The following is a 15,835-nucleotide window of genomic DNA, read 5'->3' on the forward strand; positions in this document are numbered from 1 at the left end:
CTAAAAAGTCACTGCAAATGGAAATTCTTTCTATATAGAACGCCTCAAACCAGTCAAAAACTCTGAAAATAAACAAAGGTATTTACCATGACTCATTTTGGAATAATCTGCCCTGGTTCAACTGGTCACCTTAACACAATGCTCCCTTTAGGGAAAGAACTGCAACAGCGAGGGCATCGCGTCACCTTATTTGGAGTACTCGATGCTCAATCCAAAACTCAAGCAGCAGGATTAGAATTCCGGGTAATTGGCGAATCTGAGTTTCCTGAGGGGGCAAATGCAGAATCTTTGGCTAAGTTAGGACAACTCAGTGGTCGTTCAGCATTTAAATATACCGTTAGTCTTTTAAAGAATGGTGCAGCCGTTGTCCTCCGAGATACACCGAAAGCAATTAAAGAAGCGGGTGTGGAGGCACTACTAGTAGATCAAGCTTCACCAGAAGGAGGAACTGTTGCAGATTTTTTGAATATTCCCTTCATCACTATTTGCAGTGCTGTAGTACTGAATCGAGAAGAAAGTGTTCCACCCATTGTCACAAATTGGCACTATAGTCCGGCGTGGTGGGCGCGGCTACGCAACCGAGCAGGTTATGAGTTGCTCAAACGTATAGCCAAGCCAATTCGGGATTTAATTGATGAGTATCGTCGAGAGTGGAAATTACCTCCACACTCCAGCCCCAATGAAGGCTATTCCCAATTAGCTCAAATTAGTCAACAACCTGCTGAATTGGAATTCCCCAGGCAAAATTTACCTCAGTGGTTCCATTTTACAGGGCCTTATCATAGTCCAATTGGTCGGGAACTCCCTGCTTTTCCTTATGAAAAGTTGACCGATCAACCGTTGATTTATGCCTCAATGGGAACTGTACAAAATAGATTAATAAAAGTTTTTCATAATATTGCTGAGGCATGTGTAGGATTGGATGCCCAACTGGTAATTTCTTTAGGTGGTTCAGCCAGCCCAGAATCCCTACCAGCACTGCCCGGTTCACCTTTGGTTGTAGAATATGCGCCCCAACTGGAATTACTTCAAAAAGCCGATCTCACCATTACCCACGCAGGTATGAATACAACTTTAGAATGCTTGAGTAATGGCGTGCCAATGGTTGCAATCCCAATTGCCAACGATCAGCCAGGGATAGGAGCGCGTATAGCTTGGGCAGGTGTTGGTGAGGCTATACCTGTAGCCCGCTTAAATGTCCTTAAGTTGCGAGAAGCCATCAAACGAGTACTGACGCAAGAATCCTACAAACAAAATGCGCTTAGATTACAAGCAGCTATTAGCCGTGCCGGGGGGGTTAGTCGAGCCGCTGATATTATTGAGCAGGCTGTATCTACAGGAAAGCCTGTACTTGCTAACACTAATTCCTAATGCTTGCTTGAGGGTGTATAGATTGAATTGGTTCAAAAGAAGTTGTGCTGCGATCGCGCTTAAGTCTCCCAAGATTAATAAAAGATATAAAACGGCACTGTTCATAAATCCTGCAAATTAAATGCTTTGAGGATACAACAACAGGGCGATCGCGTAGGTAAAAAGTTACCAATTTAATAATTATGAACTCTTTAAATAGAAAACTTGGTCTCGTCGAGAATCTGTTTAAAATTCTCCATGATTTAGGCTCCATGATTGATGTAAATGTTGCCCGGCTCGAAGGACAACTTACACCCGATATTCTCCAGCAGGCTCTGAATTTGGTACAAAAGCGTCATCCAATGCTTCAAGTTCACATTGTTGAATCTTCAGATGGTGCTTATTTTTGTTTTGAGGGAACGTCTAAAATTCCTTTGCATATTAGAAACAAACAAGATGAGAATCAATGGCTTGAGATAGCTGAAGACGAATTGCACAAAAAATTCTCTGGGAGTATGGAGCCTCTTTGTCGGGTCACTTTTCTTCCTTCTTCTACCAGTAATGGCACTAGCGAAATTATTGCAACGTTTCATCATGCTGTTACTGATGGAATGTCATGTATGCGTTTTTTCGATGACTTATTGTCTTATTGTCAACAAATTACTGATGGAGAAGATATAGACACAGTAGTAACTATGGAACTTCTTCCTCCACTTGAAAAGATGCTTGCTAACAATCTTCCCAGTCACAATCAAACAGAAGAAGCTCAAGAAAAATCTCATCGAGAAAATCATTCACCAAAGTTAATCATTGAAGAAGAAGCATCTCCAAGCCAGCGTCGCACCTGTCTTGTCACTAAAATTTTAAGGAAAGATATAACTGTTTTATTGAAAGACCGCTGCAAACAAGAGAAAACAACAGTACATGGTGCACTTTGCGCTGCTATGTTATTGGAAACGGCAAAAATTGTCTTTCGTGATGGCAATATCAGAAATATAAACTTATCTTGCGGTTCCAATGTAAGTCTACGAAAATTTTGTCAACCTGAAGTGATGGATAAACACATTGGTTGCTTTATTTCTGGAATAGAAGAAATTCATTGTTTAGAAAAAGATATCCAATTTTGGGATTTAGCACGAGAATGCAAGCTAAAAATTAACCAGTCTATTAATAGTAACTTACCGCTTTTTCAAGTTTCAAATGCAGATAATTTTCGGAAATTTAATAAAGATTTTCTCAACAAAGCTTCAGCCCATAATATGGGAAGAAGCACAACTACACATATTTCAAATAGAGGACAATTCAACTTATCAGACAAATATGGTTCTTTGAAATTAAAAGAACTATATTTTGCTACGGGACAGCATATAGTTGGTACTTGCTTTTGGTTAGGAGTAGTAACTTTCCACGAACACCTATTTTGTACTTTTGCTCATGTAATTCCTTTAGTAAGTGTCAAGACAGCAGAGCAGTTTGCAGATTCTGTTGTGGTTACTATACAAAAAGCCTGCATATCCTAATCTTAAAAATTGGTTTTACTTACAATCTTCGTTACCGATTGTTTCTATAACCCGCCCTGAATCACTTAATTGAACTACTAACAGATTCGGAGGGTTGCTCTTGGTACACACGCCTCCCCTTCACCACCATCTGTACACCACCACTCGGTCTAAATAGAGCGCCATTACGTACTGCCTGTACTGGTTTACTATCAGCTAGTTCCATTTGCCAGCGAGACAGCAGTGTTGCCAAAACTATTTTCATTTCAAATAAGGCAAATGCCATACCTATACAGCGACGATTACCACCACCAAATGGTAAATACTCATAGGGAGCAAATTGACGTTCTAGGAAACGCTCTGGCTTAAACAGCTTGGATTCGGGATATAAATCTTCTCGATGATGAGTTAAATAAATACAGGGAATGACTAAAGTAGCTGGCTCCAACTCATAGCCCATGATTTCTAGCGGTGATTTTACCACTCGATTCAATGCCAGAATTACCACTGGATATAGGCGCAGTGTTTCACTGCAGACAGCATTCAAATAGGGCGATCGCAAAATCATGTTTGGATCGGGATTAGCACCCAGCCCATCCAGTTCTTGCAGCAGCTTCTCGCGCACATGAGGAAGATGGTGAATCCAGTAGAGCGCCCATGCTAGAGAACTTGCTGTTGTTTCATGACCTGCTACTAATAAAGTAATTAACTCATCGCGTAACTCCACATCTGTCATTGGCTGCCCATGTTCGTCCCTCGCTGCCATCATTAAAGACAGAATATCAGTTCGAGATGGATCGGGTTGCTCTTTGCGTTCTTGAATCTCGGCGTAGATGAGTTCGTCAAGTTGCTGGATTTGGTGCATGAATATTCCCCAAGGACTCCACCGTCCAAAATCCTTGCGCAGTATTGGGAAAAGAAACATCAGTGCTGTCACTAAAGGTGCTTTGGGGTTGAGTATGGCAATCAGCCGTTCTCTGAGTTTTTCGTAACGCGGCCCTTCTTCTAGACCAAATACTGCTTTTAAAATCACCTGGAAGGATATTGTTTGCATAGATGGCAGAACTGAAAATTGTTCTCCAACCTGCCAGTGATCGCTTTCTTGCACTGTGATGTCCCGAATTAATTCACCATAAGCTAACATTCTTTCCCCATGTAAAGGAGGAGTTAAAAGCTTTCTTTGCCGTTGGTGGGGTTTTCCTTCTAACGTCAGCAGAGATTGTTGTCCCAAAAGAGGTGATTGAATACCCGCTGGTTCACCAGAGTCCAATTGTTTTGGATCGGTGGTAAAAATCTGTTGAATCGCTTGAGGATTGCTAATAAATACTTGAGGAGTAAAAACTGGGCCGATCCGAAGAGTGAAGATATCGCCGTACCGTTTTGCACAGTCTTCCATATATTCCAGCGGGCTAGTCATCCACTGAAATGTCTGTACCCAAGGATGACTTTGAGGACCGTTAGGCAGTTTATGTGCAAGCATTTTTTTATCTCCTAAGAATTTTATCCATACTGGCTAATACTAGTAATTTGCACATCTAATAATTAGATTGATCTTAGAACAAGTATGGAAATGAGGAGCTTAAAAATTCCTGAACTACTAGTTCATTACATTAATTTAGACAGGCAGTATTCTAGGTAAAAGTGTAGTCTAAAAACACTTTTCACACTATGTCAATGCTAGTTAAATATGCTGTTAACTGACTTAATTAAAACATCAGAAATCAGTGTATTTAACCAAGAAGGGTAAAAATTCTGTTTGGGTTTTAAAACGAGCGCAAATTTTACTTTTAGCAGATCAGGGTGATCAAGATACAGCGATCGCGTCAGCAATATCTGAGATTATGAACCGAAAACACTGTTTTATGTAAGCTATCAGGAACTTAGACTCAAGAATATTATAAAATTCAATTGCTCTGCGTAATCCAGCTTGAAATCGCTGTATATCTTGTATTAATCGAAAAATTCCAAATTTTTAAGATGACGTATCTACCAACAGCTTTGCAAGCACAAGTTCATCCAAGCAAACAAAATGATATTGCCACAGATACTCTTACAGGATGTACGGTAATTTCAGTACCTATAATTTTAGTGCTAATAATTATTAGCTATCGCAAGCGTAAAGCTCAAATTCTCCGCCAACGAATTGCACATATGGAAAAGATATGGCGTTTAAATGCTCAAGACAAAACTCCTGAATGACCTATCATGTTAGCTTAAGCTACGATTGAGTCACAAGCTTTTAGGCTAAAAGGACGAGGTATTAAAACCTCATCCAAAACTCAAATTCTTTACAAACAACGCAAAACCTATTCTGAGTTCTTCTTGACAAACTTTATAATAACAGTAGATTTAAAGCTTTATTACTGACATACTTTATTAATTGACTTTTGAATGGTGATCAAATCATCATTGTGCAACTGTTAACTTAATAGTTCCTGAATTTTTATCGCATTTAACTGCTCAACATTATTTAAAACTATTGCTGCTCCTGCTTGTTGCAAACTTTTAGCATATGCATCACGTCTTGCAGCTGTTTCTTGGACATGCGGTGGTAAAACTCCCACACCAATCCAAGTGCGATCGCGCTGGAGCGATCGCGCTTTCTCGACTGTGTACATATCAGCTACTGTATCTCCCACGTATATAACTACGGATGTTTTGTCAAGTCCATCCTCTAGCAGGCGGACAGTAGCAAAAAGTCCAGTCGGATCTGGTTTGCCAGGAGCATCTTCCATCGCAATTAAAACTGGGGACTGCAAACCAAGGCGGCGTTGCAAAACATATGTAGCAGAAGCACGAGTAGCGCCGCTAAAAAATCCCCATCTAATTCCAGCTAAAGTCAGTTGTTCGAGATAGCTTGGTTGTAACAATAAGGGTTCATCGCAAATATAGCCTGTAAAATTGTCTGGATCTGTGCCTCGGTAACGTGATTGAAAAAAGGCAACAATATTTTCGTAGTCCAACTTTAATTGTTGGCGCGATCGCCCTTGAGTTTCAAAGTAGCGATAGATTAACTCTTGAGATGCTTCCCAATCATTATTCCAGATACCTTCAGATTTTAACTGGTCTATTTCTACTGATGTCGGACGATAAGCTTTTGCTGTAAAATACTCCACTGTGTCTGCAAGCGCCCGTCGATAGGAACCGCCTACATCACGCACAACACCGTCAATATCAAAAACAACAATTGTATTCATGGTCATTGGTCATTAGTGATTAGCTTGTCCCCTGTCCCCTTGTCTCCCCATCATTAATTTAGTCATCTGGTAAGGTATTGCGTTAAAATAAGCGATCGCTGTCATTAGTTAAGTTTTGCCCGGAAATCCCGGAGGTGCAATTGTCAAAGTTTATTTTGAAAATTTTGTGGTTAGACGATAACGTCGCCTTGGCGGTCGATCAGGTAGTGGGTAAAGGTACTAGTCCTTTGACTAAGTACTTCTTCTGGCCCAGAAACGATGCCTGGGAAGAATTAAAAAAAGAGCTGGAGTCCAAACACTGGATTAGTGAATTAGATCGGGTAGAGATACTCAATAAAGCTACCGAAGTTATCAACTACTGGCAAGAGGAAGGTAGAAATCGTCCGATGGCCGAAGCCCAGTTGAAGTTTCCTGAAGTTGCCTTTACAGGTAGCGCTTGATCTAAGTATTACCAAATGAATTTAGCTGCTGTTGTCTTAGCTCCCAGAGCTTGATTGTCTTATCCCTGCTGCCACTAACAATCAGTTGTGCAACAGGGCTAACAGCAACGGCAGATACTGAGTCTTCATGTCCTGTGAGAGTAGCAATTTCTTCTCCAGTGCTGATTCTCCAAATTTTAATTGTGTTGTCTCTACTTCCACTGATCAGCGTTTCACCATTAACACTAAAAGTTACCGTCAGCACAGCCCAAGAATGACCTTGTAGTGTGCGAATTACCTGACCAGTATTGATATCCCAAAATTTGATAGTGTTATCATCGCTACCAGTTGCCAACATTTTTCCATCAGGACTAAAAGCGAGTGTCAAAACTGCCCATGTATGGCTAGAAAGGCTATAGAATGGGCAGTTTTTAAATTTCTCTTTGTCAAGATGGGGAGAATTGAGTGAAGAAATATCCCACAATCGAATTGTTCTGTCATAACTAGCACTGGCAAGAAGTTGATGAGAACTAAACGCTACTGCACTCACTTGTAATTGGCGTCCTACCAGTGTACAAACTTCTTTACCTGTTTCGACATTCCAGAGTTTAACTGTTTTATCCCAACTGCCACTGGCTAGTATTGTTCCATCAAGACTGAAAGCAACTGATTTGACGCTGTTTGTGTGTCCAACAAGGGTAAATATTTGCTCACGCGTACTCACGTTCCATAATTTAATTGTTTTATCATCACTAGCCGTTGCCAAAATTTTTCCATCAGGGCTGAAAGCAATTGTTTTTACAGCTTGATTGTGTCCAGCTAAAGTACAAATCAGTTTTTTAGTATTTAAATCCCATAATTTAGTTGTTTTGTCATCATGAGTGCTGGCTAATATTTCCCCATATTCCCCTTCATGACTGAGGCTAATGGCAATAGAATTTACGCTACTTAAGAAACTAGGATGTGCAGCTAAGGTATGTAGACAGTGCCAATTTTGGACTTGAGATTTGGCATGGATAATTGGAGATTGGATACCGATTACTTGCATAACTTCATCAGCCGATTGAAAGCGATCGCTCTGGGAATTTTCTATTAGTTTGTCAATAATGTTGCCCAGGCGATCGCTAATTTTAGTAGTCAAATACTGTCGCCAAACCCAGGAATTGCTAGCAGTATCAAATAAATCAAAAGGAGAAATTTGAGTAAGTAAGTAAATACAAGTTACACCCAAGCTATAAAGGTCACTTGCAAATACGGGTTTACCTTGTGTTTGTTCTGGTGCAGCGTATTCTGGACTACCTATACTGTGTTCACCTGTTATTTGTTCCCTTTGTGACAAAAATTTAGCTGTACCAAAATCCACCAAGATTAGATCCTCCCCTAGCCTCCCTTTATCAAGGGGGGGTGCCGTAGGCTGGGGGAATCTCAAAATCAGATTTTCGGGTTTAATATCGCAGTGGATGATATTGCGATCACAAGTAAATTTGAGAACAGGCAACAAATTCTCTAAAAGTTGCCAAATTTGAGTTTCGCTAAAGCTTCCCCATTCTTCCAGAAGGGTAGCTAAATTTTTGCCCTCAATATATTCCTGCACAAAATAAAAGTGCTGATTTTCTACAAAGTATGCTGTTAAAGTGGGGATTTGTGGATGTCTCCCCAATTCCTCTAGTTGTTGTGCTTTTTTTAGCAATTTTTCTGCTGTTTGCTCTTGCTGTTGTGTTTTTTGCACAACACAAACAATTGGGGGAGATTGTCCTTCATCTATTGCGAGAAAGGTTTGGCAAAATCCACCTTTACCAATCTGTTTAATTAAGTGGTAACGTTCGTGCAGCACAATATTGTGATTTCAGTAAGATACAAGGTTCGGTTGTAGCTTGGCTTTCTATTATGCAATGCCTAGTAACCTCGGTGTAAAGAAATAACAAGTCATAAATCGTGTCAGCATCTCATAATGTATACTTTAGAAACTACAAAAATCCAACTTGTTTAATACCAAGTTAAAGGGAAAAATTCTTGCGGCGTACGTGCGATCGCTTTCTACGTTGGGCTAGAACTAGAAGCGGTAAAGACCATGACTAAGAATTTCAACATAAATATATAGATAGCCAGAATACATTCACTTGGATATTCGACAAGAGGTGATAAGGGAAAATTATGGAGTTAATACTCCTGGAGAAAATCACTGGAATTAATTGAATAGAGTTCCAAGAGGACTGTAGGATGAGTCAATCACGTCGTGTTTTTCTGCTCTCAGGACTATCTGGAGCAGCTGCTACGACAGCAATTCTCGCAATGAGAGGCTATGCTAACGAAGCAAAGCAATCGGTGATAAATACCGCTCAAGCAAAACAGAATCAATTGGCAGAAAAGATCATCGCTGCATTCAGTCAGTTACCAGGCAAGAAGGGGCTTAAGTTTTGGATACCGGCGGATGCTGGATTTGGGGAATGGTCTGCGATGCTCAATCCTGATACAGTGTTATTTTGTGCCAGTGCGTTTAAAGGATTCGTACTAGCTGAGTTTCTACGCTTTGTAGAGGAAACGCTTAAACCTGGGGACAAGAACTCAATCGCCAATCAACTCAACCAACAACTCAGTAGGGAACTCGTACTTGATGAATCTGTGTTCTCGCCTGGTGCTCCTGTGTTTAATCCGCCTAATCTTTCGGGAAAAGTCACGGTGCAGACAGTGCTTGAGGCAATGATCTCACGTAGTGATAACACAGCTACAGATATGGCACTAAAGCAGGTAGGGGCTGATCGGGTGCGCCAATTCATTGCAGAGATTGGACTGCAAAACACTCGTATCCCAACTAGCACCCGCCAGTTTTTTGGTTACATTATCGGGTATCCTGAGTGGCAAACTATTACATGGGCAAAACTTATAGAACTCCTACAGAAGGATTTATATGAGCCGAAACCCATTCTCAACGACACCATCACGATGGCTGCCTCACCACACGATTTCGTGTCATTCTACTCGCGCGCCTTACAGGGCAAATTTTTCAAGTATCCGGAAACGCTTAATAAGTTCCGAGCAATTCTGTCATTGGCTGACGCAGTTGCCCTGTCGATGCCACTGGGTGTCAATGGCTTCGGCAAGGGCGGCAGTATCGACTTTGCATCGGAGCACGTGTTGACATTTGCAGGCGGGATGTGGGTTTCCAAGCGGTGGGTGTACTTTAGCATGATGATCAATTGGACGGACAAGGAAGCAGGGACAGTTGCGCAAGTACAACAGCCCTTTATTGAGACGGCGAACAAGATTTTTACATCTGTAAGAGATAGCTTTGGATGCTAGTCACTTTTAGGAAAAGTAGGATTAAAGGTTCTGTTGGCACTACAGTATTGACTTACTAGGCGCTAAGACATCTGCTTTAGTAGGTAAAAGCCAATACCCTATCTGTTGTTTCTCTCAAGGTATAACAGATTCTTTTCATTGGGAACTCACATTAACTAACATTCCCATCCAAGGGAAATTCCACAACTACAGGAGGCTGATTTCCATTTGACGGAGTGGTTGCTGGCTCGGTAATTGTTGGTTGTGACTGTGAAGGTAATATCACTTCTCCTGGCTTAGTTGTTTGATTCCACAAAATCATTGAAAGCAGCCCATCTACTAAGCCATTGGTACTGCCATTGTTACCACCAACCAATACATCTGGAATCAGACGCACGTGGCGATCGCCAATGATTTGCATCATCTGCATTGCTGTGTATCCTTGCGTACCCAAGGCTTCCACACCAGAACGGTAGGCTTCGGCTTTCGCATTACCTGTGGCACGGATGGCTTCGGCTTCGGCAATACTCTTGAGGCGCAAAGACTCGGCTTCTGCATTTGCTCTTAAGCAAATTGCTTCGGCTTCACCAGTCATTTCTTTAACTTTGGCACTCGCCTTAAGTTCGGCAATTTTTACACCTTGCTCCGATCGCACTGCTTCTTGCTGAATGTCTGCTTTTGCTTTGAGTTCAGCAATCATGACGCCTTGCTCTGATTTCACCATGTCTTGCTGAATATCAGCCAAAGCTGTTTCCCTGACTAACTGTTGTCTTTGGGTTTGCGCTTGCTGTTGCACCTCAAAAGTCTTGCGTTGTTCTTCGGCAATTTTTCGATCTGTCTGTGTTTGCATCAGTGTTGCCGGTGGTTGAATATCACCTATTAAGGTGTCAATTGCCTGGACATCATAAGCTCGCAGTGCCATTTTAATATATTCAGCCGCTTCAGCTTGTCGTTCACTGCGGGCGCTTAAAAAGTCAAGTACGGTATAGTCTTGTGCTGAGTTACGGAAGTAGTTGCCGATGGTTGGTTCTAACACATGATCCACTAGATTCTGCATTGCACCAACACGGGAAATCACCTTGGGAGCATCCAAAGCACCGACGTGAATAATTTGGGCAACTTCTAAATCGAAGGCAAACCCGTCTTTTGAACGCACCGTCAGAGAGCCAAGTTTCGCATCATAGTTGTGACGTTCGGTGCGACCAGACCAGTTTAAAACAATATTGGTAGTTGGCACCAGTTCAATCTTCATCACGCGAGTGTTAATTGGGTGCTTGCCAGGATACAAAGGTTCAACCCATACACCCTTATGTCCAGAATTGACTAAGTTACCGTGGGTAAAAGCCGCACCACTGACGTCTTCATGAGCTTTACCAACGAAAGAAATTACTACACCTACATAGCCAATAGGTATTTCCGTCATTGGCACTTGCTCAACCTGAACAAACCAAGGATTCAAGTTCCAAGAACCAGACAGCAGAATTTGTTCTTGCAAACCCCGACGCCCCCCGCCATCAATAAATCTTTGCCCGTTTTGGAAATTGTCGTGTCCGGGAATGATGGGGCCAGCTATTTCACCGCCAGGAATGGGAAGTCCATCTAAGGTTGTGACGATACCAACTTTATCAGAAGCAACATGATATAATCGCAGATATTCTGGACTCATGCCTTGTTTAGTGGCATTTGCTACTGTAATGACTTTAAATAAGGCAGTGTTAATACGGTAAGTACCAGCTGTAAGAAAACCCATTTGCCGCCCTTTTTCCCCACCATTAGTAAGGAATTTACGAGCATCTTGGAAATTGTCACACTCTATAATCTTGCCTAGAATCCTTTCTGGCGGAATTGGTGCGCCATCTTCTGCTACTAATAGGGCGATTTCACCTTGAGGAACAACAACAACTGACTCTTTCTTTACCGAATACTGCCAAGGCCAATAACCCCAGTGCCAGCCAGGAGCTAAAGTATCGGCTTGCAAACCAGCTTCACCATCAAGGGCGATCAAGCGTCCAGCTGGAAGCCCACGCCCAGAAATAGCAAATTTTTTAACTACAATTCCAACTTCTCGTTCACCAATTACAACTAGTCCACCAAAAAACAAGGGGAAAAAGATTACTAAACCACCAACCAAGACAACAGGGATAAGCCCCCAAGGTGAGATTTGTGCTAGCTGGAGGTTATTGGTAACACTTGGAGACTGAGCAATTGTTGGTTTTGTTTGCTGTAGTTGAATTGATGTTGAGGCGATGTGTTGTGTAGTAGTTTTTCTGATCGGGCTTGCACTGACAGCATTGATACTACCAGCCAGTGCCGCAGTTGTGAGTACAGATGCTGCTAAACGAAATATTTTAGTTTGCTTACTTCTACTTGAGAAATCTTGTGAAGCTTTCATATTTTTGCCCCTTTGGGCAACTAATTATCTAAGTTATTACTTCACCAATATTTCCCTCGTATTCTTAAACTTATTCTAATTTTTAGAAAAGTTCATACACATTGAAAAAGCCCGCAGGCTTATAGTCTGCGGGCTTTAAGTACAAAGCTCACGGAGGTGGGCTAAAATTTCTAGCCGGATATTGGCAAAGGCATTGTATAAAAACCAGAATCTCTAGTTATACCATGCCGCCAGCAGCTTGAAAGCGAGCGCGAGCGCGTTTGTAGGCTTGGGTGGCTTGAATTTGAGCTTGGCGATCGCCTTGAGCAACCTGATTTAAGCGGGTTTGTGCTTCGTTATAAGCAGTACGAGCTTCCTCAAGGTTAATGGAGTCGCCACGTTCAGCACCATTGACGAGGATAGTGACTTCATCTTGTTCGACTTCGGCAAAACCACCCAACAGAGCAATAGGTATCCACTGTTGATTTTTGCCGGGGCGTACTCGCATCACGCCTGTATCCAAGGCACTCAACAATGGTGCGTGTCCGCTGAGGATACCTAGTTGACCGGTAGTACTAGGTAAAATAACTTCTTCAGCTGAGTCATCCCAGATTGTTTTATCTGGGGAAATTACACGAACAGTTAATGTCATAGATTGTGAAATGTCTGTTGTTAGTTGTTAGTGGTTAGTGGTAATAGTTACTAACTACTGTACGGGCGGGTTTTGTTGATAATCTTGCTGTTCAAACTGATAATTTATCTTCTAAACCCGCACGGCAGTCGCTACAACCGGGGGAACCCCGGCAAGGCGCTGCCTGCCCTACTAACCACTAACTATTAACCAATTAACCTTTGAGCTTTTCGGCTTTAGCGATCGCTTCATCGATGCTACCAACCATGTAAAAGGCTTGCTCTGGCAGTTCATCCAAATCGCCAGACAGAATCATCTTGAAGCCTTTGATGGTGTCTTCCAACTTCACGTACTTACCAGGAGAGCCGGTAAATACTTCTGCCACAAAGAAAGGCTGCGACAAGAAACGCTCAATTTTACGCGCACGAGCCACTGTTAAACGGTCTTCTTCAGACAACTCATCCAAACCAAGAATGGCGATGATGTCTTGCAGTTCTTTGTAACGCTGCAAAGTTGCTTGTACGGCACGAGCGGTGCTGTAGTGATCGTCACCAACAATGTTGGGTTGCAACATTGTAGAAGTAGAACCCAATGGATCTACAGCTGGATAAATACCTTTAGCAGCCAAACCACGAGAAAGTACGGTGGTTCCATCCAAGTGGGCAAACGTGGTTGCAGGCGCAGGATCGGTTAAGTCGTCCGCAGGCACGTATACAGCTTGAATCGAGGTAATAGAACCTTCGTTAGTAGAGGTGATACGCTCTTGCAGTTCACCAACGTCTGTACCCAGAGTTGGCTGATATCCTACCGCAGAAGGCATCCGTCCCAACAACGCGGACACTTCTGAACCCGCTTGTACGAACCGGAAGATGTTGTCGATAAACAGCAGTACGTCTTGCTTGTTAACATCACGGAAGTATTCCGCCATCGTCAAGCCAGACAAACCAACGCGCATTCTTGCACCGGGTGGTTCGTTCATCTGACCGTAAACCAGAGCGATCTTGGACTCGTTGAGGTTGTCGTTGTTGATTACTCCAGATTCAATCATTTCGTTGTAAAGGTCATTACCTTCGCGGGTACGCTCACCCACTCCAGCAAAAACAGATACACCACCGTGTTCAGTAGCGATATTGTTGATCAACTCCATCATGATCACGGTTTTGCCTACACCGGCACCGCCGAATAGACCAATCTTACCGCCACGACGATAGGGAGTCAGCAAGTCAACAACTTTAATCCCAGTCTCAAAAACGGAAGGCTTGGTTTCCAGTTCGGTGAGTTTAGGAGCAGGACGGTGGATGGGGAATTTTTCCTCAGCATCAACAGGCCCCCTGTTGTCTACAGGTTCGCCAAGGACGTTGAAAATCCGACCTAGCGTGACTTTACCAACAGGTACGCTAATCGGAGCGCCAGTATCAACGGCTTCCATGCCACGTACTAAGCCATCAGTGGAACTCATGGCAACAGCCCGTACTTGGTTGTCACCTAGCAGTTGCTGTACTTCGCAAGTAACCGAGACTTCCTGTCCGGCTTCGTTGGTGCCTTTAATGCTCAAAGCGTTGTAGATAGGTGGCATTTTCCCATTGGGGAATTTGACGTCTACAACCGGACCAATGATTTGGGTAATGTAACCAATTTTTGTGTTTTCTGCAGTGGTGACCATGCTGAGTCTAGTGATTGAAGCTATATTTCAGATCGGGTCGTATAAGGCTTAAGAATTAAGCAATGTCATCTTCAAGAGTAGCACTGAACGACGCCACTATTCGGCAGAAATTTAATAGTTAAGCAATTGTTAAGCCTGAGGCTGCAAAATCCTGCTCAAGCTAAGATTGAAACGATTGAGGCTATCATGCTATGAATATAAATAAAAAATAGCCGTGTCTTGCTAAGAAGATACGGCATAGTTATTGCCAGAGAACTCTAAGTAATAAGTAATTTTGAGGCTTGCTCTGAAGCAGATTTTTGCAGTTGGCCTTTAAGTAATGAAGCAATCAGACTGTACCTATAGCCAAAATACCCAATCTAGAATTAGGTTCGGTAAAAGTTTAAGGCGGCTTAATTTATTAATTTAAGCTTAGGAAAAAATTAATTGACTGCCTGACCTTTTCGACGACGAGATGCAAACATTACTGCACCTGTCAACCCTAATCCCAACAATGCAGCTGGTTCAGGAACTGTAGTAAATGCTACACCAGTAAAACTTGCTGTGAGTTTTCCCTGCTCTAAAAGGGTTTTAGCATTGTTAAAGTTAATATTACTAGCTACAGAAAAGTTTAAGTGTCCTTTCCCCGTAGTTTTATTTAAAGATCCAATTGCATCCGTAAAATAGCCTGTAAAATTTACTACTCCAGTGACACCATTATTGCTTGACAAGATAGGATTTTCTAAAGATTCCAGAACAAAGATATTTTTTTGGTCAGAGGTTGTGTTGCTGCTGTCATTATATTTACCAAGATCCAAAAAGAGCGTATTAGGGAATAAAGGTGAACTAACGTCATATATTGTGGCTATATCAAATGCAGGATTGTCAGGATAGGCAGGGCCAAAAGTTCCTGTTTGCTCAGAAAGCACAAGATTTGCTGGTGAAGTGGGAGTAAATTTTAAAGAATTGTTTGAAACTACAACTGAAGGCAAGGGAACACCAGTAGGAGTATAGTTAAAACCACCAGAGAAGGTGGCTGCTTCAGCAGAACTAGCAAAGGTAAAAGCTCCAGCTGTAGCTAAGGGGAGTGCAGCAGCCAAACCAAGAGATGCTTGTAATATTTTTGATTTCATAGCAAACATTTTCATTTCAAATCCCTATTACAAATTAAGAAAAGTATTTCAAGTACTTTAATTATGTTTACTGATTAATTGAGTACCTGCTGAACTTGTTCTTTCCATAGAATTACATAGAAAATTTCTCAGTACAAGTTTTAATACGTGTCTTCATTGAATCTTTATTACCCGTGTGATAGCTCTACGTATATTTTTCTCAATTCCTGATGTTTAACTTTGCAAAGAATAGCTAATCAATTCGAGATATTGGGCTAAGTCAAGTAGAGCGATTCAGATTTTTCTATAAATTATCTACATTATTTTTTAGGTAA

At 41.9% G+C, this 15,835-nt stretch carries 12 protein-coding genes; 5 read left to right on the forward strand and 7 right to left on the reverse strand.

Annotated features, from left to right (window positions below):
• Nucleotides 1-87: 87 nt before the first annotated feature.
• Together U2718_RS32850 and U2718_RS32855 are read left to right on the forward strand one after the other, a co-directional pair.
• Nucleotides 88-1,371: a glycosyltransferase gene (locus U2718_RS32850; RefSeq protein ID WP_341994274.1), complete on the forward strand. Its 1,284-nt coding sequence runs from the start codon at nt 88-90 to the stop codon at nt 1,369-1,371.
• Nucleotides 1,372-1,553: 182 nt separating this feature from the next.
• Nucleotides 1,554-2,870 (forward strand): condensation domain-containing protein, encoded by a 1,317-nt coding sequence (locus tag U2718_RS32855; RefSeq protein WP_341994272.1) that lies wholly within the window; start codon nt 1,554-1,556, stop codon nt 2,868-2,870.
• Nucleotides 2,871-2,931: 61 nt separating this feature from the next.
• On the opposite strand, the gene U2718_RS32860 is transcribed toward U2718_RS32855, so the two are convergent.
• Complete coding sequence (locus U2718_RS32860) at nt 2,932-4,329, reverse strand: cytochrome P450 (protein ID WP_341994270.1); 1,398 nt, start codon at nt 4,327-4,329, stop codon at nt 2,932-2,934.
• Nucleotides 4,330-4,826: 497 nt separating this feature from the next.
• Between U2718_RS32860 and U2718_RS32865 the strand changes: the two genes are divergently transcribed.
• The gene (locus U2718_RS32865) at nt 4,827-5,048 is read left to right on the forward strand and encodes a hypothetical protein (protein ID WP_341994268.1); all 222 of its coding nucleotides are present in this window, start codon (nt 4,827-4,829) and stop codon (nt 5,046-5,048) included.
• 221 nt (nt 5,049-5,269) lie between these two features.
• On the opposite strand, the gene U2718_RS32870 is transcribed toward U2718_RS32865, so the two are convergent.
• Nucleotides 5,270-6,046 (reverse strand): TIGR01548 family HAD-type hydrolase, encoded by a 777-nt coding sequence (locus tag U2718_RS32870; protein ID WP_341994598.1) that lies wholly within the window; start codon nt 6,044-6,046, stop codon nt 5,270-5,272.
• Between the two features lie 134 nt (nt 6,047-6,180).
• Here U2718_RS32870 and U2718_RS32875 point away from each other — a divergent pair, with 134 nt between their 5' ends.
• Complete coding sequence (locus U2718_RS32875) at nt 6,181-6,486, forward strand: 30S ribosomal protein PSRP-3 (RefSeq protein WP_016874109.1); 306 nt, start codon at nt 6,181-6,183, stop codon at nt 6,484-6,486.
• A 1-nt stretch (nt 6,487) separates the two neighbouring features.
• Here U2718_RS32875 and U2718_RS32880 read toward each other — a convergent pair whose 3' ends face one another.
• Nucleotides 6,488-8,302, reverse strand: coding sequence for a serine/threonine-protein kinase (locus U2718_RS32880; RefSeq protein ID WP_341994597.1), 1,815 nt, complete (start codon nt 8,300-8,302; stop codon nt 6,488-6,490).
• 383 nt (nt 8,303-8,685) lie between these two features.
• Here U2718_RS32880 and U2718_RS32885 point away from each other — a divergent pair, with 383 nt between their 5' ends.
• Entirely contained in the window at nt 8,686-9,765 is a 1,080-nt protein-coding gene (locus U2718_RS32885) for a serine hydrolase (RefSeq protein ID WP_341994265.1), read from the forward strand.
• Nucleotides 9,766-9,916: 151 nt separating this feature from the next.
• Here the strand turns inward: U2718_RS32885 and U2718_RS32890 are convergent, their stop codons facing one another.
• The 4 genes from U2718_RS32890 to U2718_RS32905 form a co-directional block, all read right to left on the reverse strand.
• On the reverse strand, nt 9,917-12,136 hold the full coding sequence (locus U2718_RS32890; protein ID WP_341994263.1) for a flotillin family protein: 2,220 nt from the start codon (nt 12,134-12,136) through the stop codon (nt 9,917-9,919).
• A gap of 217 nt (nt 12,137-12,353) precedes the next feature.
• Nucleotides 12,354-12,767, reverse strand: coding sequence for an ATP synthase F1 subunit epsilon (gene atpC, locus U2718_RS32895; protein WP_289793166.1), 414 nt, complete (start codon nt 12,765-12,767; stop codon nt 12,354-12,356).
• A gap of 193 nt (nt 12,768-12,960) precedes the next feature.
• Entirely contained in the window at nt 12,961-14,409 is a 1,449-nt protein-coding gene (gene atpD / locus U2718_RS32900) for a F0F1 ATP synthase subunit beta (protein ID WP_341994261.1), read from the reverse strand.
• Nucleotides 14,410-14,831: 422 nt separating this feature from the next.
• On the reverse strand, nt 14,832-15,521 hold the full coding sequence (locus U2718_RS32905) for a PEP-CTERM sorting domain-containing protein (RefSeq protein WP_341994259.1): 690 nt from the start codon (nt 15,519-15,521) through the stop codon (nt 14,832-14,834).
• Nucleotides 15,522-15,835: the final 314 nt, after the last annotated feature.

Source organism: Chlorogloeopsis sp. ULAP02 (genome assembly GCF_038404745.2).
In the GTDB taxonomy this organism is placed as follows: domain Bacteria; phylum Cyanobacteriota; class Cyanobacteriia; order Cyanobacteriales; family Nostocaceae; genus Chlorogloeopsis.

Coding starts and splice junctions, on each gene's coding strand:
- U2718_RS32850 (WP_341994274.1), top strand. CDS start 88: ATGACTCATTTTGGAATAATCTGCCCTGGTTCAACTGGTCACCTTAAC.
- U2718_RS32855 (WP_341994272.1), top strand. CDS start 1,554: ATGAACTCTTTAAATAGAAAACTTGGTCTCGTCGAGAATCTGTTTAAA.
- U2718_RS32860 (WP_341994270.1), bottom strand. CDS start 4,329: ATGCTTGCACATAAACTGCCTAACGGTCCTCAAAGTCATCCTTGGGTA.
- U2718_RS32865 (WP_341994268.1), top strand. CDS start 4,827: ATGACGTATCTACCAACAGCTTTGCAAGCACAAGTTCATCCAAGCAAA.
- U2718_RS32870 (WP_341994598.1), bottom strand. CDS start 6,046: ATGAATACAATTGTTGTTTTTGATATTGACGGTGTTGTGCGTGATGTA.
- U2718_RS32885 (WP_341994265.1), top strand. CDS start 8,686: ATGAGTCAATCACGTCGTGTTTTTCTGCTCTCAGGACTATCTGGAGCA.
- U2718_RS32890 (WP_341994263.1), bottom strand. CDS start 12,136: ATGAAAGCTTCACAAGATTTCTCAAGTAGAAGTAAGCAAACTAAAATA.
- atpC (WP_289793166.1), bottom strand. CDS start 12,767: ATGACATTAACTGTTCGTGTAATTTCCCCAGATAAAACAATCTGGGAT.
- atpD (WP_341994261.1), bottom strand. CDS start 14,409: ATGGTCACCACTGCAGAAAACACAAAAATTGGTTACATTACCCAAATC.
- U2718_RS32905 (WP_341994259.1), bottom strand. CDS start 15,521: ATGAAATCAAAAATATTACAAGCATCTCTTGGTTTGGCTGCTGCACTC.